Source organism: Catenovulum sp. SX2, from assembly GCF_052056295.1.
Lineage (GTDB): Bacteria > Pseudomonadota > Gammaproteobacteria > Enterobacterales > Alteromonadaceae > Catenovulum.
In genome coordinates, this window is record NZ_CP182493.1 from 1298970 (window position 1) to 1320166 (window position 21197).

Sequence of the window (21197 nt, forward strand, 5' to 3'; positions counted from 1 at the left end):
CATTTTGTTAATTTAAATAACCACAGCTAAATTTTGGTGTACTGTTATAAACACTATTTTTTCTCTTGTCTAGCCTGAGCAGTTCGACCTATTGCAGTGCCAACTGGTAATTGCTCAAACCAATCAAGAAATTTTTTGATGTTGTCGCCGGTAAATATACGCCCATGCTGCGGTGCCATATATTCGATATCTAATTTACGCACACGATTAATCCAATCTAGCTTGGCTTCATTTGATGGCATCCATCTTTGATGAAAACCTTTCATTTTTGGGATATGTGCCTCAAAATCATCCACAAATAAAGGGGCATCAACATCCTCCAACGCAGCGCCAATATCACCGCTCATCAACACTTTTGCTTGTGGATCATATATATGAAAATTTCCAGATGAATGTAAATAATGTGCGGGGATCATTTCAACTGTATAACCAGCTAAATCTATTTTTCCACCTTCATCAGCTATTGGCGCATAACGAATATTTTTCATGCCAAAATGGCGAATAAAACCTTCCCACAACCAAGGACTGTGTAACACTGCTTCAGGCAGAGCTTGATCCCACAAACCCAATGAAGAAATAATGTCGGGATCTTGATGTGATGCGAATATATCCGTTATATGTTCAACCGACGCATACCTGAGGACAGATGCCAACATAGGCGCAAATAATTCAATGCCACCTGGGTCCATCAATAACGCCCGTTCACCACAAACCAACATATATTGGTTGGTATCAATAATTTTTTCTGGTTTATCTACATCACGGCCAAACATTAACCATTGACTATTTTTTGTTTTTACTATTTCTGTGGCTTTCATATAAAAATTCTACTTCCTTTTAAAAGACTTTCGGCGGCGGTTAATTCGCTTTTAATTTTGGCGGCTGAATCAAATATATTCGCAGCAATCACTTCAAGTTGTTTCTGAAAACTGCCAGATTTGGACGCTTCTATTTTTGACATGCTTGATATTGCGGTAGCTGAACGAATTTGTTTTTGCGTTTGCTCAATTAAATCGTATAAATTTCGATGCAGTTTACTGTAGGTTTGCTGTAATTCATGCAACTGCTGTTTATTCGCTGACACGAGTGGATTAATACTTTGAATAAATTGCGCTTGTTTGCCGAGAAATTGCGAGCGGGTAAATTTATCTTGTGCTTGGCTACAACGCTCTAATTCAACTGCAAACTGGGATATTTTTATTGCCGTTTTATCTATTTCTTGCGCTAGATTAATAGTGCTGGTCGCCATTTCCTGGATAAAGGCGGTAATGGCAGTAAAACCGACAGCTTGAATACCCGCTCGCGCGGTAATTGCACGCGCATTTTTTGCGGTTAAAGATAAACATTCAGCTATTTTAGTCGCAAAGTACAAGTGAGCAGCCACTTTGGCCGCGACAACAAACACAGGGGTCTTAGTTTTATTCACCATAGGCTTATCCTTAAACTGGTCTACATAGAGCTAAATCAATATAAATAGCGATAATCAGCTGGAGATAAAAGCCATTTAGGCAAGGCAAGTTGGCACAGGCATAGTGGTTCTATATCAAGCCAACTTAACGCAGAATAAATGGCTTTTAGCCCAGCCTTTCAGGAGCCTCACAGACAGCCCACTTCTGTGTTGTATCATTTAGAAAGGTGCCTACATTCCTGCAATGATACGCCTTGAATTGAACTGTCTGTGATGGCTCTGATACTCGCAATTTATATTGATTTAGCTCTATCATCCTAGACTATGTTTTAATTTTTAGCTATCACGTAAAAAGCGCCTATGTGTACCTATCGCCATAATAATGCCAAAACCTGCCATTATGGTCACCATAGATGTACCACCATAACTAACAAGGGGTAACGGCACTCCAACCACAGGCAATATCCCCGAGACCATACCCATGTTAACAAACACATATACAAAAAAGGTTAGCGTAATACTACCGGCGAGTAATTTAGTAAAAGCATCTGGTGCTCGAATCGCGATTATCATGCCACGCGCAATAATATAAAAATAGATGGCTAATAATAACAACACACCTACCCAGCCAAATTCTTCAGCAAATACGGCAAAGATAAAGTCAGTGTGGCGCTCAGGTAAAAACTCAAGTTGCGACTGTGTGCCTTTCAACCAACCTTTACCCCACATACCACCTGAGCCTATAGCTATTTTTGATTGGATAATGTGGTAACCCGAACCTAAAGGATCACTCTCTGGATTCAAAAAAGTTAATACCCGTTGCTTTTGGTAATCATGCATGTAGAAGTACCAAAGTATTGGTGCGGTAATTAAACCTAAAATGGTAAAACCACCAATTAAGTGCCAACTTAACCCGGCTAAAAACAATACAAATAAGCCAGAAGAAGCGATTAATAACGACGTACCTAAATCAGGTTGTTTGGCAATTAACATAGTCGGGAACATGATTAATGCGAACCCAGCCATAGAATAACCTATGCTTGGTGGCAAAGGTTTGCGTGCTATAAACCATGCAATCATGATAGGTACAGCCAGTTTCATCATTTCAGATGGCTGAATTTTTGTTACACCTATATCTAACCAACGCTGAGCGCCTTTACCCATAGAGCCAAACAACAATACGGCGATTAACAAACAACAGCCACCAATAAATAAAGGTGGTGCCCAACGTAAATAAAAGCTTGGCGGAATTTGCGCAACAATAAACATCACCCCTAAAGCAATACTTAAGCGGGTAACTTGGCGAGTAATTAATGCTGCATCTTGGCCTGACGCACTATAAATAATGAACAAACCTGCAACCATCAACACAACTAAACCAAGCAAAAGTGGCGCATCTATATGTAATTTACGTAATAATCCAGTTTGATTGCCAACTTGCGCGTTCATTAAAAATTCTCCGGATAGTGGGCAAAATAATAATCCATCATAGTACGGGCAACCGGCGCTGCATTTTTACCACCACCACCAACGTTTTCTATTATCACAGCAACAACAATTTGTGGATCGTCTACAGGTGCAAAACCAACAAATAAAGCGTTGTCTCTGTGGCGCTCGGCAATTTCATCAGCATCGTATTCTTGGTCTTGCGCTATGCTTATCACCTGCGCCGTACCTGTTTTACCAGCCGCTTTATAACTAACATCACGATAGGCAGCATGGCCTGAACCAGTTGGTTTCACCACAACCCCTTCCATTGCGGTTTTGATAATTTGCCAATTGCGCTGAGACTTGATTTCTACAGGTCGTCTATCAATTGCCGGTACTGGCAATTCACCCGTCTGGGTTTTGGTGGTTTTTAATAATTTAGGTTCGAAATGCGTGCCGTCATTTGCCAATATACTGGTTGCGAGTGCAAGTTGAATTGGTGTTGCTGTCCAATAACCCTGACCTATACCTATACTAATAGTGTCGCCTGCATACCAAGGTTGACGAAAACGTCCGTACTTCCAATCACGCGAAGGCATAGTTGCACTGGTTTCTTCGTGAATATCTATGCCCGTCAGTTCGCCAAAACCAAACTGGCTCATAAATTCAGAAATTGAATCCATACCTAACCGCACAGCCAGATCGTAATAATAAACGTCACACGACTCTTCAATCGCTTTGTAGATATCAACCCAACCATGACCCCATGCTTTCCAATCACGGTATTTATGTTCAATGTCTTTAAGTTGATAATAACCCGGGTCCCAAATACGCGTTTTTGTGGTAATTAAACCTGACTCCAAACCTAACAAACCTATATGAGGTTTAATGGTAGATGCTGGCGGATAACGCCCTTGTGTCGCGCGATTAATTAACGGCCGGTCCTTATTACTCAGCAAAGCTTTGTAGTTTTTACTGCTAATGCCATGTACAAACAAGTTGGGATCATAACTAGGGTTACTATATATGCTTAAAATACCGTTGTTTTTTGCATCCAACACCACCACAGCACCACGGCGTTCACCTAACGCTTGTTTGGCGACTTTTTGCATTTCTATATCTAAACTTAAAACTAAATCCTGACCTGGTGTTGGTGGCTGCTCCGACAAAGTTCTAATCGGGCGTCCACGGTTGTTAACTTCTACCTCTTGATAACCTACCTGCCCATGCAGCGTATCTTCATAATATTTTTCGATGCCAAGTTTGCCTATATCATCCGTGCCTTGATAATTAGCTGTTTTACCTTCCATTTCGAGGTTATTTGCATCTTTTTGGTTTATTTTCGCTACGTAGCCAATCGCATGTGTGGTTAATTCGGCATATGGATAATGGCGTTTAAGGCGTGCTTCAATATAAGCGCCATGCAGTCTATGTTGGTTAACTGCAATTATCGCGGCTTCTTCTTCGCTTAAACGCGATTTTAAGACAACAGGTTTAAATTTGCGTCTTTGTTGACGGGCATTTTTGCTAAAATCTTCAATTAAATCAGCATCGAGTGGGATCAACTCAGTCAGTTCAGCAAGTAACTCACCCATATCATCCACTTGCTCTGGAATAATTTCTAAGCTGTAAAAAGAGGTATTTTCCGCAAGAATTCGGCCAAATCTATCGTAGATTAGCCCTCGATTAGGAGCAATCGGTAGTACTTTAATGCGATTGCCATCGGCGCGGGTTTGGTAGTCTTGGTGTTTATCAACTTGTAAGCCACGCATATTTAAAGCGAGTATAGTGCCAAGTACTACAACCATTACAAGCGCAACTATGACCCGACGAGCAAATAAATTTGCTTCGGCTAAGTGATCTCTAATTGCTACCCTGCGACGCCAATTTAACATCAACTATTCTCTGTGATACGGATGATTTTGGGTAACACTCCAAGCACGGTACAAACCTTCAGCAACAATCACACGCACCATAGGATGAGGCAAAGTTAATGCAGACAACGACCATTTTTGTTCGGACGCAGCAATACAAGCAGGCGCTAAACCTTCTGGGCCACCAACTAATAAACTAACATCACGGCCGTCTTGCATCCAACTTTCTAATTGTTGGGCAAGCTTGGGGGTAGTCCAGCTTTTACCTGTCACTTCTAACGTGACTATGCGGTTGCCTTTACCGACAGCAGCTAACATTAATTCACCTTCTTTTTCGAGAATGCGTTTAATGTCAGCATTTTTGCCACGTTTACCTGCTGGTATTTCAACTAATTCAAAACTACAGTCACGTGGAAAACGCCGCTGATATTCTTCAAAGCCTTGTTCAACCCAAGCAGGCATTTTTTGCCCAACCGCAATTAATTGGATTTTCATGCCCACAGCTTTTCAATTTGATAATGGTCTCTTTGTTCTTCCACCATTACGTGTAAAACCAAATCTCCAAAATCAACTAACACCCATTCACCATAAGATTCACCTTCAATACCTAGTGGGCGAAAATCTGCATGTTTAGCTTCGTTGGCAACATGTTTAGCAATTGAGCGTACATGTTGAGTAGAGTTACCTGAACAGACAATCATAAATTGGGTAAAGGTAGATTTTTCACGGACGTCGATTTCAATAATATCTCGACCTTTCATATCATCAATTTTGTCGACAACAAACGACTTCAATTCTTCAATTTGCAAAAGAGTTAATCTCCGGTTTTATATAGATCATGTTTAATTATATATTCATTTACTGCAGCTGGCAGTAAACACAAACAATTGAGGCCAGCTTGATAACGCTGGCGAATTTGGCTAGAAGAAATTTCTAGCTCTGTGGTATCGGCAATAAATACATGCCCGTAGGGTTTACTGCTCAGCAGGCTGACATCTTGGGTTTCAACCTTTAATATATATTGAGCGATATCCTGATTTAAATCTTGTTTACAGCCGCCTCTTGGCACAACCAATAAGTGGGCAAAGTCAGTGAGTTGCTGCCAATCAGCCCAAGTATCTAAGCTATTGAGCGAGTCCACACCTATCATAAACACCAAACTATCGTCAGCAAATTCCCTGCGTAATTGTTTGAGTGTATCTATGGTATAGGAAGCTTGTTCACGCAAAAGCTCGCGGCTATCAATTTGTAAACGGCTATCAATACTGCTTGCCAACTCACACATGATCATTCTTTGTGCTGGTGTTTCAGTTGGATTGCTTTTGTGCGGCGGAATACAGTTAGGTAATAAATGAATTGAATCTGCATTTAATAATTCAGCCACTTCTAAACTCGCTTGTAAGTGGCCGTTATGAATAGGATTAAAAGTGCCACCATAATAAATACGCACTTGCATTTAATCGGCACCCATTTCAGCTATCATCAATTGATTAAATTGATGGATTTGGCTTTGGCCGCTGAACAAGGCGCAAATATGCGCTATATGTAAATATGGGCTATCCAGACCATGCGATTTATAATTTATTTCAAAGCGCGCCAGTGCTTGTTGAATATTTTCCAACAAAGATAAATTGAGTCGCTGTAATGCTTGGCGATATAAGCCTTTGCGATTGTCCCAAATGCGTAACTTTTTACACGCAGCTTCAAACTGATTACCTGCCAAACAAAGCTCAATCAAGTTGTCGACTTCGCGCTGCAACATCCAAGTTAAAATAACCGGCTCTAACTCTTCACCTTCTAAGCGTTTAATTATTTGCACAACTTTCTGGCGATTGTCGGCCAAAATATCTTCCGCTAATTGGAATACAGTAAAACGTGAATGATCAGATACCGCCTCACGCACTTGTGCTTCGTCAATTTGTTGATTTGGATATATCAAAGATAAACGTGCAACTTCTTGCGCAGCACCAGCTAAATTGCCTTCAAATAAATTGCACAACAAGGCTGTCGCTTGTGGGGTAACGTTTAATTGATGCTGTTGAAATTGGCTGCGAAACCAATCCGGTAATTTGTTGCGCTCAATTTCATAAACTGGAATATACCAAGCTTCTTTATCTAGTTCTTTAAACCATTTAGTTTTGGTTTGTTCTGCACCTAGCTTGCCACCCCATACAATCAACAAATGTTCATTGTCTGATATAGCACACCAGTCTTTAAAAAAGGCTGCACCTTCTTTACCCGGTTTAGCATTGGGCATTTCCACTTCAATCAACTTTTTGCTGGCAAATAACGACAAGGCTTGCGCTTCATCCAATACAGTTTGCCAGCTAAAATCTTCTTCGCTATTAAAACGCAAACGCTCATCAAAACCTTGGGCTAAACAATGTTGACGAATAGCATCTAACGCTTGTTGCTGCTGGTATGGCTCGTCACCAAATACCAATATAACTTTAGGTAGACTTTGTTGCAGCTGCCTTTGCAGTTGATTGAAATAAATACGCATTAACGATTTTCCATTGATGCAAGTTGTAACAATATTTGCTCTGCGGCGTGACGGCGCAATTCAGCCAACAAAATCTTCATTTCTTTTGATTTGGCTAATACCGCATCCGGATCGTCTTGGTAATCACGCACAGCTTGTACGTTAAGTACGCGCAGTTGTTGCTCTGGTAATTGAAAACTATAACTCACTGTATATATAAGTTCGTATTCAGCCACCTGCGCGTTTGGAAAGAGTGATAATACTTCTCTGTCTAACTTAGCATTATTTATTTTCAAACGTGCGCAGCTATCGTTGTTCACTAGGTTCACTTTTGAGCGAACTAAGCGCTTTTCAAGCTCCATACCTAGCAGTTTAAATTCGCCTTGGTCTAAACAAATATTTTGCAAAGACGGCGGCAAAGCATAACTACCACGTAATTGAAAACCACAACTGATTAGAAACAACAGAGCCAGCATAATGCTGGCTTGTTGGAGTATGCGCTTAAAAGCTCTATTCATCTGTTGGTACTTATTAGTTAGCAACAATATTTAATAGCTTGCCTGGAATATAAATGACTTTACGAATGGTTTTATCGTCAGTAAAACGCGAGACGTTTTCATCAGCTAAAGCTAAAGCTTGTACTTGCTCTTGGCTTGCATCAATTGCAACAGTAAATTTAGTTCTTAATTTACCATTTACTTGCACAACGATAAGTTTTTCGTCTTCAACCATGGCGCTTTTATCGGCTTGTGGCCATGTTGCATCTTCTAATGCAACTTGATTTCCAAGAGCTTGCCAAATTTCGTGACAAACATGTGGGGTAATTGGCGCCAACAACAAAGTAATGCTGTTTAAAGCTTCACGGACTAATGCGTGATCTTGTGCACTGCTCGCTTCAAACTTAGTTAGCTTGTTCATAAACTCCATGATCGCAGCAATCGCGGTATTAAAAGTTTGACGACGACCTATATCATCGCTGACTTTTTCAATAGTTTTATGTAACTCGCGGCGCAAACCTTTTTGTTCGCTGGTTAAACTAGCTAAGTCTAATGCCTCTACTTGAGCTGCCTCAGCTGTATGTTCTGCCGCTGCACGCCATAAACGACGAAGGAATCTATTTGCACCTTCTACACCTGAATCAACCCATTCTAAGGTTTGTTCTGGTGGCGCAGTAAACATCATAAATAAACGAACAGTATCGGCACCATATTGGTTAATTACCGTTTGTGGGTCGATACCATTGTTTTTCGACTTAGACATTTTGCTCATACCAGCAATTTCAACTGGTTGACCATCTGGTTTATAAATGGCTTTAGCTGGACGGCCTTTGTCGTCGTATTCAACGTCAACATCAGCTGGTGAATACCAAGACTTACCACCATTTTCATCTTCACGGTAGAAAGTTTCAGCCAATACCATGCCTTGACATAATAATTTTTTAAACGGCTCGTCCGATTGCACTAAACCAACATCACGCAATAATTTGTGGAAGAAACGTGAATACAATAAATGTAAAATTGCGTGTTCGATACCACCAATATATTGGTCAACTGGCAACCAATAATTGGCTTCAGTCGGCTCTAACATGCCTTCTTGATATTGTGGCGAACAGTAACGCGCGTAATACCAGCTAGACTCCATAAAGGTGTCGAAAGTATCGGTTTCTTTGAAAGCAGGCTGGCCGTTATATTCTGTTTTTGCCCATTCAGGATCAGCTTTAATCGGTGAAGTTGTACCATTCATTACAACATCTTCTGGTAAAACCACAGGTAGTTGATCTTCAGGTACAGGTACAGCATCGCCATTTTCCAAATTAAGCATTGGAATTGGTGAACCCCAATAACGCTGACGAGAAACGCCCCAGTCGCGTAAACGGAAGTTTACTTTAACTTCACCTTTGCCTGCTGCTGCAAGTTTTTCAGCAATGGCTTTAAATGCACCAGCAAAGTCTAATCCATCAAATTCACCTGAGTTAACTAAAATACCTTTTTCGGTAAAAGCTTCTTTAGCTAAATCTGCAGTTAATTCACTATCTGCCGCAGGCTGAATTACTTGTTTAATGGCTAATTGGTATTTTTGCGCGAATTCATAATCACGTTGGTCGTGTGCAGGTACTGACATAACCGCACCTGAGCCATAGTCCATCAACACAAAGTTGGCTGACCATACTGGTACTTCTTCGCCAGTAATTGGGTGAACAGCAACTAAACCAGTCGCACAGCCCAATTTTTCCATTGTGGCGATATCAGCTTCAGCTGTTTTAGTGTTTTTACACTTGTCGATAAAAGCAGCTAACTCTGGATTATTTTCTGCTGCCGCCAAACACAATGGATGTTGAGCAGCAAGCGCCACATAAGTAACACCCATTAAAGTGTCAGGACGAGTGGTATAAACTGTGAAAGATTCATCCGAGTCTTTTAATTTAAACTCAATTTCGACACCTTCTGAACGACCAATCCAGTTACGTTGCATAGCTTTTACTTGATCAGGCCATTCGTCTAATTGGTCTAAATCGTCTAATAACTCTTGCGCATAATCAGTAATTTTAACAAACCACTGAGGAATTTCTTTACGCTCAACTAACGCACCTGAGCGCCAGCCGCGACCGTCGATAACTTGTTCGTTAGCCAATACAGTTTGGTCGACCGGATCCCAGTTAACCGTCGCCATTTTTTTATAAACTAAACCTTTTTCATACAGTTTAGTGAACAACCATTGTTCCCAACGATAATATTCAGGTTTACAAGTGGCTAACTCGCGTGACCAGTCATAACCAAAACCAAGTTGGTTTAACTGATTTTTCATGTAGTCGATATTTTCGTAAGTCCACTTAGCTGGCGCTGTGTTGTTTTTAATCGCGGCGTTTTCAGCGGGTAAACCGAAAGAGTCCCAGCCCATAGGTTGCATCACGTTTTTACCCAACATACGTTGGTAACGACTAATTACATCACCTATGGTGTAGTTACGTACGTGACCCATGTGTAATTTACCACTTGGGTATGGGAACATAGATAAGCAGTAGAATTTTTCTTTGTTTGAGTCTGCTTTAACTTCAAATACTTTATTTTCTTGCCAATACTGTTGAACTTTCTGTTCAATTTCTTGCGGGTTATATTGCTCTTGCATGCACTATTATCCGGATACTGTAAGCTTACATTAATACTAATTAAATTTTGTTGCATAGGATAACTTACCAGCAAAGACAACGCCAATATTCGAATAACAATCTATACTAAATATTGAAATAAAATTGCCATTTAACCTGAGTTCAGGTTTTTTCTTGCTGACAAAGGAGCGATTCACCATGAAAGCGAACAAATACCAAATGCTAATGGCTAAATTTTCAACTTGGTTAAAAGACAGCGCTGAACAAGAAACGCGTTCAATTGCTGAGGGCGTCGATTTTTTAGAAAACTGGCTACAAACAGGTTTAGAAGTTCATCAGCAAGAGTTTTACCATTCGTGGCAATATTTTCAACGTGACTTAGCCTACTTTTTTGACGGATATCAGCAAGAAGCAAATGAGTCGAGTTTTTATCTAACGGTTAAAGATAATTTGTGGGGATTACTGGCAGAAATGACAGATAGAACTCAACTTGAATGGCGCGAGTTCTCTAGCGATTTAGACCACCAAGGAATTTATAAAGCAGGCGAAGAAATTGCGTTTGGCCGTCTGCAATGCACTGAATGCAAAGACATGCTAACAATTAATCATGCACAAAAAATTCATCCTTGTTTTGAATGTGGTAATCAGCATTTTACCCGACTCAACGCTGTGCCTTAATATTCAGCAGAGCATTTCCTAACAATTTATATACAATTATTTAAATTTGTAATTGACTTCAACACAAATTTCCACCATGCTGGTGACCGACTAAAATTCGAACAAACTATACAGTGACTGGATGTTATTGTTTCTACTTAACGCACGGAAAAGCGCCCGACATGACGTTACCTAGCAACAACTTCCAATGGATTCTTATAAGAAGGCTCGAAAAGCGCACTTACACACAACAGCCTAGCCACACACTAGGCATTTAGCTACAGCCAAGTTGTCTGTAGCTTTTATTTTTCTTTATTTATCTAGAGTTCAGGTTATTTACCTTTGTTATCCGACAAATAAATCCCATCTTTTTCTATGCGGATATACTTTTGTTTGTACAAACCACCAATGGCTTTTTTGAAAGCACCTTTGCTCATAGCCAATTCTTGTTTGATCACATGTGCATCGGTTTTATCGTGTATGGGCAAAAATCCATTTGCTTGTTTAAGCTCACTAATAATTTGTTTGGCATATTTATCTAAAGTTTCGCGGTGGCTTTGCAGCATTAAATCTATTTTGCCATCAGCGCGAACTTGTTTGATAAAACCATCAACATGTTGGCCAAAACTCAAACGCTCAAACACTTCATTTTGATACAATACGCCAGAATGGCGGTTTTCAATAATCGCGTTATAACCTAAGTCAGACTTATTTAAGATCATCAATTTTACAGGCTGGTTAGCTGAATATTTGGCAGGCGTTCGGTTTAAGTATTGATCAGTTTTATTCGACGCGGCCATACGCCCAGCATCATCTAAATATACATAAACCATATAACTGCGGCCAACTTCCATCGGCTGTTTTTGTTCAGATAATGGCACTAGCACATCTTTATCAACACCTATATCTAAAAATGCACCATATGGGCTTAATGCAGACACTTTTAAACAAGCAAAGTCGCCAACCTGTGCTTTTACTCGGCGCATAGTTGCAGTTAAGCGTTCTTTTGAATCGCTAAAAACAAAAGCTTCTACTTTTTCGCCAATTTCAGGCTTACCTAGAGTCCACTTACGTGGCAAAAATACTTCACCTAAATCTTCGCCATCTAACCAAAAGCCAATTTCGGCACCTTTTAATACAGTAAGCGACTGCACGCGGCCTAATTCAATCATTGTTTGCTTCACGTAAAAAATTTGTCGGTATTATATACCCAAGCTACTTGAAGTTGCGAGATTTCAGCAAGAGATAAAAAGCATTTAGACAAGGCATTGATACATAACTCACGCTAGCATCTTAGCCTTGCTTGAGTATAATACGTGCAATTATTTAACAGTTGAGATTGTTATGGGAAGAAGTTTCGAAAACCGCAAAGCGTCTATGGCAAAAACCCAAGGTGCCAAAACAAAACTATATTCAAAATATGGTAAAGAAATTTATGTTGTTGCCAAGAATGGCAGCCCAGATCCAGATGCAAACCTTGCTCTGCGTCGTTTGATTGATAAAGCGAAAAAAGACCAAGTCCCGGCACACGTTATAGAAAAAGCAATTGATAAAGCCAAAGGTGGCGCTGGCGAAGACTTCCAACCAGCTCGATATGAAGGTTTTGGCCCAGGCAACTGCATGGTGATTGTTGACTGCTTAACTGACAACTCAAACCGTACTTTTGCAGACGTGCGTAACTGTTTTACTAAAACAGATTCAAAAATGGGTGCACCTGGTTCAGTAGTCCATATGTTTGAACATCAAGCCGTATTTGCATTTAAAGGTGAAGACGACGAAGCTATTTTAGAAACTTTATTAATGGCTGACTGTGATGTTGCTGATATTGAAAGTGAAGATGGCATGTTAACTGTGTTAGCACCACACACAGAGTTCTACAAAATCAAAACAGCTTTATCTGAAGAAGCAGGCATTGAAGAATTTGAATTAGAAGAAATCACCTTCAATCCACAAACTTATGTTGAGCTTTCTGAAGATGTTATGGCTAATTTTGATAAATTTATCAATATGCTAAACGATTGTGATGATGTACAAGAAATCTATCACAACGCAGACATTCCAGCATAAACAGCTTTTGTTGCTAGGCCATAACGGCCTAGCAATGCGCACCAATATAAAACAAACAATCCAAAACAAAACACCAAAACCGTGCAAACCAACTAAAACAAAACCAAATGAGTGCAAAAAGCAGCGATAATAGCCAATTAACAAATAACTCCCTCACCAATTTAAATCGCAAAAAAGTTAATACTATGTATCAAGCTGAAATTTGTAATCACTAATTAAGTGCATCAGTCAAACAGCTTAAAATAAAATTGATTTTCTCCAAATAAAATCCCTCCCCAAATTAGTGCAACCCATCTCTCAAGCCGAGCCATCCTATTGTTAATAAACACGGGGCTTACCAGGCCAAACTCCCTCGTAAAAAAGCCAAAATCAAATTCTGGTATTTCAAAAACCAGATTAAAGTTAGGCATTGATGTTGCTATTGCATAGTCTCGAATTTTGGAACGTCATGCTGAGGTAAACATGAATCTAAAAAGCACAACCATGCACTTAACTGCGAAAGAAAGAAGTTGGTTACCCTGGTTTGGTAGCAATGGAAAATTTAGCTTAGGATATTCATGCTTAGTCAACCGCAGTACCTATCACGCTGTTGAACAGACCTTTGAAGGCATAGCGTCAACTCGAGTAAAATTATTGCAAATGTGGACACACAATCAGTGGGATCATTTAAACTCGCTAGCAAACTTACTCGACTTACAAACAGTAGAAAACAACCAATCTTTGCTGGTTAAAAAGCTCAGCGCAACACCAGACTTCTCAGAAATATTTATTGTTGATGCACAAGGAGAGGTAGTTTGTTCTACTTATAGCCAAAGAGTGGGCCATAAACACAATCAGCAAAAAGCTTTATTTAAAGGCTTTGAGCAAAAGTTTTTACATGGCCCTTATCAAGACACAGATACATTAAAAGTTGGCCCTTCAAGCTCTAAATTTCATGACGAAGTCACTTTGATGTTTTACTTGCCAGTGCAAATAAATCAAGATGAAAAGATTGTTGTATGTGGCCGCGTACCAAACGATGTAATAGGTGATTTGATTCAGCGTGAAGCTGGACATATTTATCGCGAGTCGGGTGACAACTACCTATTTATGGTTAATTCGGTATTTGATCCAAGCATTCCAGCAGGTGTTGCCTTATCACGCTCGCGTTTTGAAGACAGCACCTTTAGCCATGGCGAAAATCTAAAATCAGGTATTGATACTGGTTATGGCATAGTGCAAGTGCGCCAACATACTGAATTTGAAATCCACTTTACTGATCCTGCTACCGGGCAGTTACACCCAGGGGTGCGTGAAACAATTCGCAATGGCGAAAACCTCTACGTGCAATACCCAGGTTATAGTGATTACCGTCATATCCCAGTTATTGGCAAAGGGGTCACTTTCCAACTTGAAGGCTCGCCAGATACTTGGGGCATGATGTGTGAAGGTGATTTAGAAGAAGTGTATCGCCGCCGTTCAATCAATTTAAGTTTGATGAAAATTTATTTAGCACTCGTAACTTGCTTAGTTGGATTCAATGCTGGTTTAAGTAATTTTACCGCCTTGCCTACCTGGGCAATTACTGGTGCAACTGGGCTAGCTGCCGTCGTTTCTTGTTTTATATTTGCTCAATTAGGCACAAACAGAGTATCCAACCGCCTGAATGAAATGACCCAAGTGATTCGTACCATAGCCGAAGGTGAAGGAAACTTAACCCAAAGGCTTGATCCTAATCGAATAAAACAAGATGAAACTGGCGATCTCAGCCGTTGGATTAACAGTTTTATCGATAACTTAGATGGCATTGTCGGCCAAGTCATCAATGCCTCTATGAATGTAAAAGAAACCAACGAAAACATGTTGCAGCGTAATGAAGAAGCTCATAACAGCTCTTACCAAGTGCATGAGTCGATGCAACATATGCAAAGCCTGATTGAAAAGCAACGTGAAGTAATACTACAAGCTTCTGACACTGCAGAGAACATGAAACTGACTATGGCTAAAGTAGTTGAGAAAGCTAAAACTGACTATCAAGACGCACGTTCAGGTACACAAGCTATCAGAGACATAGTTGAAACCACAGCATCAAGCGTACAGTCTATTGACGCTCGCATGGATGAAATCGGTAATATTATTAACGTTATTACCGAAATTACCAATCAAACCAACTTGTTAGCTCTTAACGCAGCAATTGAAGCCGCTCGTGCAGGTGAACATGGCCGTGGCTTTTCTGTGGTTGCAGATGAAGTAAGAGGATTAGCCGCTCGCACCGCAGAAGCGGCACAAGACATTCAAAGCATGATCCATGGTTTACAGCAACAAACCAAAGAAGCGGTAACTTTTATGGAATCAGGTGTTAAAGATGTTGATCAGAGTTTGCGCTTAACTGAAGCCGCCTCAAGCGAAAACCAGGAGTTACATCACATAGTTGAACGTATGTTCGAAACCATTAATGTAATTGAACAAAACAGCGCACGTAATGGACAAACTGCCCAAACAGTGACTGAAGTGACACACAATATGGCTAAATCTATTTCCGAGTTAGCTGCGAGTTCAAACTTAGTAGACAGTACTGCAAATAAACTGCAGCAACTGGTTGGCATGTTTGAGGTCAGCACGCGCCGTTAACCAACTCCCAAAAAAGCAACTGTCAGACGTTGAGCGCAAGGACGCGCGCCTTTTTAAAAATTAAATCTAAGTCGAGTATACAAGTTTGAAGAATCCGCAAAATAATCCCATTGAGCACCAGCATCATCTCCTTTAAACAAATTAACCCCAAGTTCCCAAGTCCACATTTGATAAAAAGTTAGATTGTAGTGCGCCATCAACATGGCTGACATTTTTTCGGTAGCAAACAAGTTGGTCACAGCTATTGTTTGTTGCTCATCTAATTGGTAGTGGTACTCCATACCCAACCAGTTTAATGTATCATTTTTCAACCATTGTAAACGCAGAAAATGTTGCGATGAATGAGGTAAAAACTTAGGCTCAAAAACCAATAAATATTGCGTGTGTTTGCTTGTTTGCTCTACATCAGTATGGCCAATTTCTAAACCCACTTCACCAAGCTCAAAATGGCTGCTAATGCTCATACCAAGATGTTTTAGCTGGTGATGTTGATACCCTTGGGCTAAGGGCTGAGCCTGCTTTTGATAACCTTGATGATAAAACAGCGCCCAAGTTAACCCTTTTGCTTGCTGGCTTATCCTCAACATATGTTCAGATTTATTCGGTGTATCTGCTGCTAACTGAAGATTTTGTTGTTCAGTTACTTTTATCCGCCCAATATCAGCATAGCTATTGGGCATAAAAGATTTGGCCCAAACCCAATCTAATTGAATATCTGCGGCAAACAAATTGTAGAGGGTTAGATGAAGACCGTCATTAACATCATCTATGTCCCCTTTATCTCTTCCAATTGCGATCGACTGCCAATCTTTAGCAAAAGGATCATTGACATAAAAGTATTGACCTAAACCCCAGTTTAAAGTTTGTCGACCAAGGGTTAATTCAACATGCTCGTTGGCAAACCCAATATATAACTCACACCAATCCGGCGTTTTTTCATCTAACACAGCATCAATAAAAATTTCTGCACATATGCTGCTTTTAAAGTTGTTTGTGAAATAAGTCATTGCGTATTCAGCGCGAAACTCTTGCAAAAGATCAGCATGATGCGCTTGAGCAATTTCAGCATAACCCGAGCTAGTAAGATTTTGCTCTGCAGCACAAGGAAAAACACTTAAATAAGCAGGAACAAGCGCAAGAGTAAAACGAGAACAATTTTCATTTTTAATCAATGACATAGCCTACTCTCTTATTTGCACCGATAATTCATTTAAATGCAAAATTTGTAATAAGGCCAGAAAAAAATAAAGCAAATCAGATTTTTATTAAAAGCTGGGGTTGCCCTGTTCTGTCACATAAGATACCTTATGCCATTCGACAAAAGTCCATGTATTGGTAACAGATTATTACTAAAAACTTGGCACAGTTTTCAATCTCAAACTAAACTTAGTGACAGATAAAGATTTAATTCCGACAGATGGAAGGGAGTACAACTCTTGTTTGAAGCCAGCAATGTTACTTATTCAGTAAACAACAGTACAATAACTTTACGTGATGATAAAAAAGAACTTTTATTGGTGACACCACCACAATATAAAAACATTCACGTTACCCGATATAGTGTTGAGCTTTCTGATATGCAGCCAGATAAACGACCACATGTAAAAAACGTATTTTTACATGAGGTATTTAAGCGTGATAAAACCTTCTTTTTTGTAAAAGTTGGCGAAACTGAATATCAAGTTGACTTGAAGTATCAAGAAAATCCAATCACTGCAATGAAATTCTAAATATCATGGATTGGTTAGTCGACAATAAGTTTTACCTTAATATCCTATTTTTGCTACTAGCTGTTATCAGTTTTGTGCTGATATTGCGGCCTATATTGTTTTGGTATTTTGGGCAAAATAAAGTGTTAGATCAGGTTAAGAGCCTGCAACAACAAATTGATCAGCAAAATCAAGCCATAGAAAAATTGTTAAACAAGGTTGAGAAAGCTCAGTTGAACAATCAAGCTAAGGCTTTACCCGCCCCCCAACAACAGCTTGAAGCTAAACCAGCAGCCGTGACCAGTAATGTGGTGAATATCACTAAAGATAACTCAGCGGAAAATCACAAAGAGATTTCAACCAACAAAAATAGTAAAAGTCACTTTGAACGCAAAGAGCCTACGATAAAACTCTAAGTAACTTTAAATACAAAATCACCCGTGCTTAAACAAAAAAACCGCCAATTAGGCGGTTTTTTCATTTTACTTAGGGGTTATGGTTTCAACACAAATTCTTTTGTTTGCACATTACCATTTAAGTTATCTATAGTGACGCGAATTTTGCCACTCAGGCCATCTTTAATATCAGCTGCCAAGACTTTAGCTCGATAAGTTGGGGTAAAGTCAGTTGCGGCTAATTGGTATTCACCTTGGTGATTAACAAATTCGGTTGTTACCTTGTACAAACTAGGTTGCTGTTCAACACCAAGCAAATCATATTCAAGGTTAATAAAGTCTGGTGAACGTTTATCTATTTCCGCAACCATTAATTTAACATCGCTAGCAACCACAGGTTTAACTTTGTCAGTTGCTTTATAGATAACAAAACCAAGCGCAGGTACATTTACTGTTACTGAACCAGATTGCGCTTTAAGTGGCTGTTTAGCGCCATAAATTGCTTGATACTGTTTGCTACTTGCATCCAATACCACTTTTTGACTTGAGCTTGCAGAGTTAAACACCAATAAATATTCTAACTGCTCAGTTTCTTCAATTCTGGAAAAGGCATAAATGCCAGGCTCTTCATCTGCATGACGATTTAGATGAATACCTTTTCTAAGTGCAGCATGGCTTTTATAGATATCCGCAAATTCAGCGAGTTTTTGATAAATCGGATGCGTTTTATCAAAATTATCATCTGCTGTGGTTTTATCTGTGCCTAACAAATTGTTGTCATTATAACTCGCGGTAACCGATGGCATCATATCTTCACGTGCAGCTTGGTCATTACCATCACCGGTAAAACCTTGTTCATCACCATAATAGACAACCGGAATACCACGCGAAAAATACATAAAGGCATGGGTTAAAATACTGCGCTGTGTTTTTTCCGCTTCGCTCGAATCTGGGAAGTTGTTATTTAAAAATAAACCAATACGTCCCATGTCATGGTTGGCGATAAAAGTTAATAATTGGTCTGGTGAGCTGTCTGCATCGTTGTAATAGTCATCATCATCAAACAGGTTGTGCAATTTCTGTGGGCTATCTGTATTGGCAAATACAGCGTCGGCATTACCTTGTAAACCAAAATCTAAGATAGCTGGCATTTTACCTATAGTGGTAAAGCGGCTTAAAAACGCAGGATCACCATCATATACTTCGCCAAATACGTGGAAGTTAGGTATGCCTTGATCTTTAGCGTGCTGCATAATGGCTGGTGAAAATTTTTGCCAGAACGACATATCTACGTGTTTTACTGTATCAATTCTAAAACCATCTGGTTTGAAATTAGTGATGATATTTTTATAAATATCAATAAATCCGTCTACTACTTCAGGCATACGTGTATTTAAATCATCTAGGCCAACAAAATCGCCATTAATTGCGCTTTCACCGTGCCATTCACTGTCACCTTGGTTATTGTAGTATTTAGGATCATTTAACCAAGCTGGTACTTTGAGCTTTTCTTCACCTTCCACAATAAATGGTGTGTATTTATCTCCTTTAGCCAACTGCTCCATATATTTATATTTGCACGAATAACTTTGGGTATCTCTGTGGCTACCATCTGGGTGATGACATTCTTTGTACTTAATCACATCCGCTGTATGGTTAGTAATAATGTCAAAAAACACCTTCATCCCTTTGCTATGCGCTGTGTCAATTAAGTCCTTTAGGTCATCATTACTACCAAAATGTGGATCAAGTTGGGTGAAATCGACAACCCAGTATCCATGGTAACCAGCACTTGGGCCTTGCATGGCGCGGTTGCGCAAAATCGGCGTTAACCAAATAGCGGTAATGCCCATATCTTGCAGGTAATCTAAACGATTTTTTAAACCTTGTAAGTCGCCACCGTGAAAGTAACCTTTGTGTGTTGGATCAAAACCACCACGTGAAATAGCATCAGTTTCCGAACCTTGGTCATTGCTTGGGTCACCATTTTCAAATCTGTCTGGCAATACAAAATAAAAAATATCGTCGCGCACATCTCGATTCAAATAATCTTGGTAAATATCTTGTTGGCTAGATTTAGCCGACTGGGTGACGACAGTGCTAGTTTGTGGTTCTTTTGTATCGTTACAGCCAGTTATCGACAGAGCCGACAACGCCAATACCACGGCAGTGCAGATAGGAGTATGTTTTAACATAGGTGAAAGTCCTAATTTTGATGCTAATTTCGCTTGTTACTCAAATGTTATAGAACTTTTTCAAAATTTGACAACTACATACGTATGCAGCTTAGAAGATTTTTATTGGTACTAAGTTCATAATGCTGAGGCGTCAAACCTCAGCATTAGATTCAAACTAGCACTAGGCCTTTAACTTCCAGTTAATAGTTTGTCCACCAAAGAAAGGTACGATTGGATTACCGTTTGGCAAAATAATCTGTTCAGGGATAGTCCACTCTTCTTTAACTAAAGTAATGCTACCTTGATTACGTGGCAAACCATAAAAGTCCGCACCATGGTGACTAGCAAAACCTTCTAACTTATCAAGCGCATCTAACTCGTCAAATACTTGTGCATACAATTCAATTGCACTCCAAGCACTATAACAACCGGCACAGCCGCAAGCAGATTCTTTTTTGTGTTTTTCATGTGGCGCAGAGTCTGTGCCTAAAAAGAATTTGTTTGAACCAGTTTTAACCGCCGCACGCAAAGCTTGTTGATGGGTATTGCGTTTTAACACAGGTAAACAATAGTTATGTGGTTTAACCCCACCGACTAATAAATCGTTACGATTTAACATTAAATGTTGTGGGGTAATAGTCGCCGCTAAGTTTTCACCACCAGCCATAACAAAATCAGCCGCATCTTTTGTAGTAATGTGTTCAAACACCACTTTAAGCTGTGGAAACTTCTGGGTGATTTTTGTCATGTGCTCGTCAATAAAAGCTTTTTCACGATCAAAAATGTCTATTTCGTGACGTGTCACTTCACCATGAATAAGTAACAATAAACCCACTTCAGCCATAGTTTCAAACACTGGGTACATAGCTTCCATCGCTGACACTGCTGCGTCTGAATTAGTTGTTGCTCCCGCTGGATACAATTTACATGCAGTAACCCCGGCAGCTTTAGCTTGTTTGATTTGCTCAACTGTTGTGTCGTTAGTTAAAAACAAAGTCATCAAAGGTTCAAAATCACTACCTTGGGGACGTGCAGCTAAAATGCGTCGTTTGTATTCCATTGCCATTTCAGCAGTGGTTACAGGTGGAACTAGGTTAGGCATAACAATGGCGCGTTTAAAACAACGCGCCGTTGCTGGAACTGTTTCTGGCAACATATCGCCATCACGAAAATGTAAGTGCCAATCGTCAGGCGTTTGAATAGTTAACTGGGTCATAAATATCGCTCATTTTCAATTTGCGGCTATTATGCCTTAACTATCTACAGAAGTTTAGCGGCAAAAGC

19 protein-coding genes are annotated in these 21197 nt (G+C 39.8%); 5 read left to right on the plus strand and 14 right to left on the minus strand.

Annotation, left to right across the window (positions count from 1 at the left end; genetic code table 11):
• Positions 1–53 precede the first annotated feature (53 nt).
• The 10 genes from ACMZOO_RS05460 to leuS form a co-directional block, all read right to left on the minus strand.
• Positions 54–818 (minus strand): MBL fold metallo-hydrolase, encoded by a 765-nt coding sequence (locus ACMZOO_RS05460; RefSeq protein ID WP_440905717.1) that lies wholly within the window; start codon positions 816–818, stop codon positions 54–56.
• Complete coding sequence (locus tag ACMZOO_RS05465) at positions 815–1429, minus strand: hypothetical protein (protein ID WP_440905718.1); 615 nt, start codon at positions 1427–1429, stop codon at positions 815–817. Before ACMZOO_RS05465 ends, ACMZOO_RS05460 begins: the two co-directional genes overlap by 4 nt.
• Before the next feature lie 315 nt (positions 1430–1744).
• Positions 1745–2857 (minus strand): rod shape-determining protein RodA, encoded by a 1113-nt coding sequence (rodA, locus tag ACMZOO_RS05470; RefSeq protein ID WP_440905719.1) that lies wholly within the window; start codon positions 2855–2857, stop codon positions 1745–1747.
• Positions 2857–4731 (minus strand): penicillin-binding protein 2, encoded by a 1875-nt coding sequence (gene mrdA, locus ACMZOO_RS05475; protein WP_440905720.1) that lies wholly within the window; start codon positions 4729–4731, stop codon positions 2857–2859. Before mrdA ends, rodA begins: the two co-directional genes overlap by 1 nt.
• A gap of 3 nt (positions 4732–4734) precedes the next feature.
• On the minus strand, positions 4735–5205 hold the full coding sequence (gene rlmH / locus ACMZOO_RS05480; protein WP_016955094.1) for a 23S rRNA (pseudouridine(1915)-N(3))-methyltransferase RlmH: 471 nt from the start codon (positions 5203–5205) through the stop codon (positions 4735–4737).
• Positions 5202–5519: a ribosome silencing factor gene (rsfS, locus tag ACMZOO_RS05485; protein ID WP_016955095.1), complete on the minus strand. Its 318-nt coding sequence runs from the start codon at positions 5517–5519 to the stop codon at positions 5202–5204. The genes rlmH and rsfS overlap by 4 nt, the downstream gene beginning before the upstream one ends.
• A gap of 5 nt (positions 5520–5524) precedes the next feature.
• Positions 5525–6166, minus strand: coding sequence for a nicotinate-nucleotide adenylyltransferase (nadD, locus tag ACMZOO_RS05490; RefSeq protein ID WP_440905721.1), 642 nt, complete (start codon positions 6164–6166; stop codon positions 5525–5527).
• Positions 6167–7213 carry a DNA polymerase III subunit delta gene (holA, locus tag ACMZOO_RS05495; RefSeq protein ID WP_440905722.1) on the minus strand — a complete coding sequence of 349 codons (1047 nt, stop codon included), beginning with the start codon at positions 7211–7213 and terminating at the stop codon, positions 6167–6169.
• Positions 7213–7710 (minus strand): LPS-assembly lipoprotein LptE, encoded by a 498-nt coding sequence (locus ACMZOO_RS05500; RefSeq protein WP_016955098.1) that lies wholly within the window; start codon positions 7708–7710, stop codon positions 7213–7215. The genes holA and ACMZOO_RS05500 overlap by 1 nt, the downstream gene beginning before the upstream one ends.
• A gap of 13 nt (positions 7711–7723) precedes the next feature.
• Positions 7724–10318 carry a leucine--tRNA ligase gene (gene leuS, locus ACMZOO_RS05505; protein ID WP_440905723.1) on the minus strand — a complete coding sequence of 865 codons (2595 nt, stop codon included), beginning with the start codon at positions 10316–10318 and terminating at the stop codon, positions 7724–7726.
• A 178-nt stretch (positions 10319–10496) separates the two neighbouring features.
• Between leuS and ACMZOO_RS05510 the strand changes: the two genes are divergently transcribed.
• The gene (locus ACMZOO_RS05510; RefSeq protein ID WP_440905724.1) at positions 10497–10976 is read left to right on the plus strand and encodes a zinc ribbon-containing protein; all 480 of its coding nucleotides are present in this window, start codon (positions 10497–10499) and stop codon (positions 10974–10976) included.
• A gap of 311 nt (positions 10977–11287) precedes the next feature.
• Here ACMZOO_RS05510 and ACMZOO_RS05515 read toward each other — a convergent pair whose 3' ends face one another.
• On the minus strand, positions 11288–12127 hold the full coding sequence (locus tag ACMZOO_RS05515; RefSeq protein WP_440905725.1) for a CvfB family protein: 840 nt from the start codon (positions 12125–12127) through the stop codon (positions 11288–11290).
• A 172-nt stretch (positions 12128–12299) separates the two neighbouring features.
• Between ACMZOO_RS05515 and ACMZOO_RS05520 the strand changes: the two genes are divergently transcribed.
• Both ACMZOO_RS05520 and ACMZOO_RS05525 read left to right on the plus strand, forming a co-directional pair.
• Positions 12300–13022, plus strand: a complete 723-nt coding sequence (locus ACMZOO_RS05520; RefSeq protein ID WP_440905726.1) for a YebC/PmpR family DNA-binding transcriptional regulator — start codon at positions 12300–12302, stop codon at positions 13020–13022.
• 462 nt (positions 13023–13484) lie between these two features.
• Positions 13485–15632 carry a methyl-accepting chemotaxis protein gene (locus ACMZOO_RS05525; protein WP_440905727.1) on the plus strand — a complete coding sequence of 716 codons (2148 nt, stop codon included), beginning with the start codon at positions 13485–13487 and terminating at the stop codon, positions 15630–15632.
• A 53-nt stretch (positions 15633–15685) separates the two neighbouring features.
• Here ACMZOO_RS05525 and ACMZOO_RS05530 read toward each other — a convergent pair whose 3' ends face one another.
• Positions 15686–16810, minus strand: coding sequence for a hypothetical protein (locus ACMZOO_RS05530; RefSeq protein WP_440905728.1), 1125 nt, complete (start codon positions 16808–16810; stop codon positions 15686–15688).
• Positions 16811–17068: 258 nt separating this feature from the next.
• Here ACMZOO_RS05530 and ACMZOO_RS05535 point away from each other — a divergent pair, with 258 nt between their 5' ends.
• Complete coding sequence (locus tag ACMZOO_RS05535) at positions 17069–17362, plus strand: hypothetical protein (RefSeq protein ID WP_440905729.1); 294 nt, start codon at positions 17069–17071, stop codon at positions 17360–17362.
• A 95-nt stretch (positions 17363–17457) separates the two neighbouring features.
• Complete coding sequence (locus tag ACMZOO_RS05540) at positions 17458–17757, plus strand: hypothetical protein (protein WP_440905730.1); 300 nt, start codon at positions 17458–17460, stop codon at positions 17755–17757.
• A 77-nt stretch (positions 17758–17834) separates the two neighbouring features.
• Here the strand turns inward: ACMZOO_RS05540 and ACMZOO_RS05545 are convergent, their stop codons facing one another.
• Both ACMZOO_RS05545 and pyrC read right to left on the minus strand, forming a co-directional pair.
• Complete coding sequence (locus ACMZOO_RS05545) at positions 17835–19931, minus strand: alpha-amylase family glycosyl hydrolase (RefSeq protein WP_440905731.1); 2097 nt, start codon at positions 19929–19931, stop codon at positions 17835–17837.
• A gap of 163 nt (positions 19932–20094) precedes the next feature.
• Entirely contained in the window at positions 20095–21129 is a 1035-nt protein-coding gene (pyrC, locus tag ACMZOO_RS05550; protein ID WP_440905732.1) for a dihydroorotase, read from the minus strand.
• Positions 21130–21197: the final 68 nt, after the last annotated feature.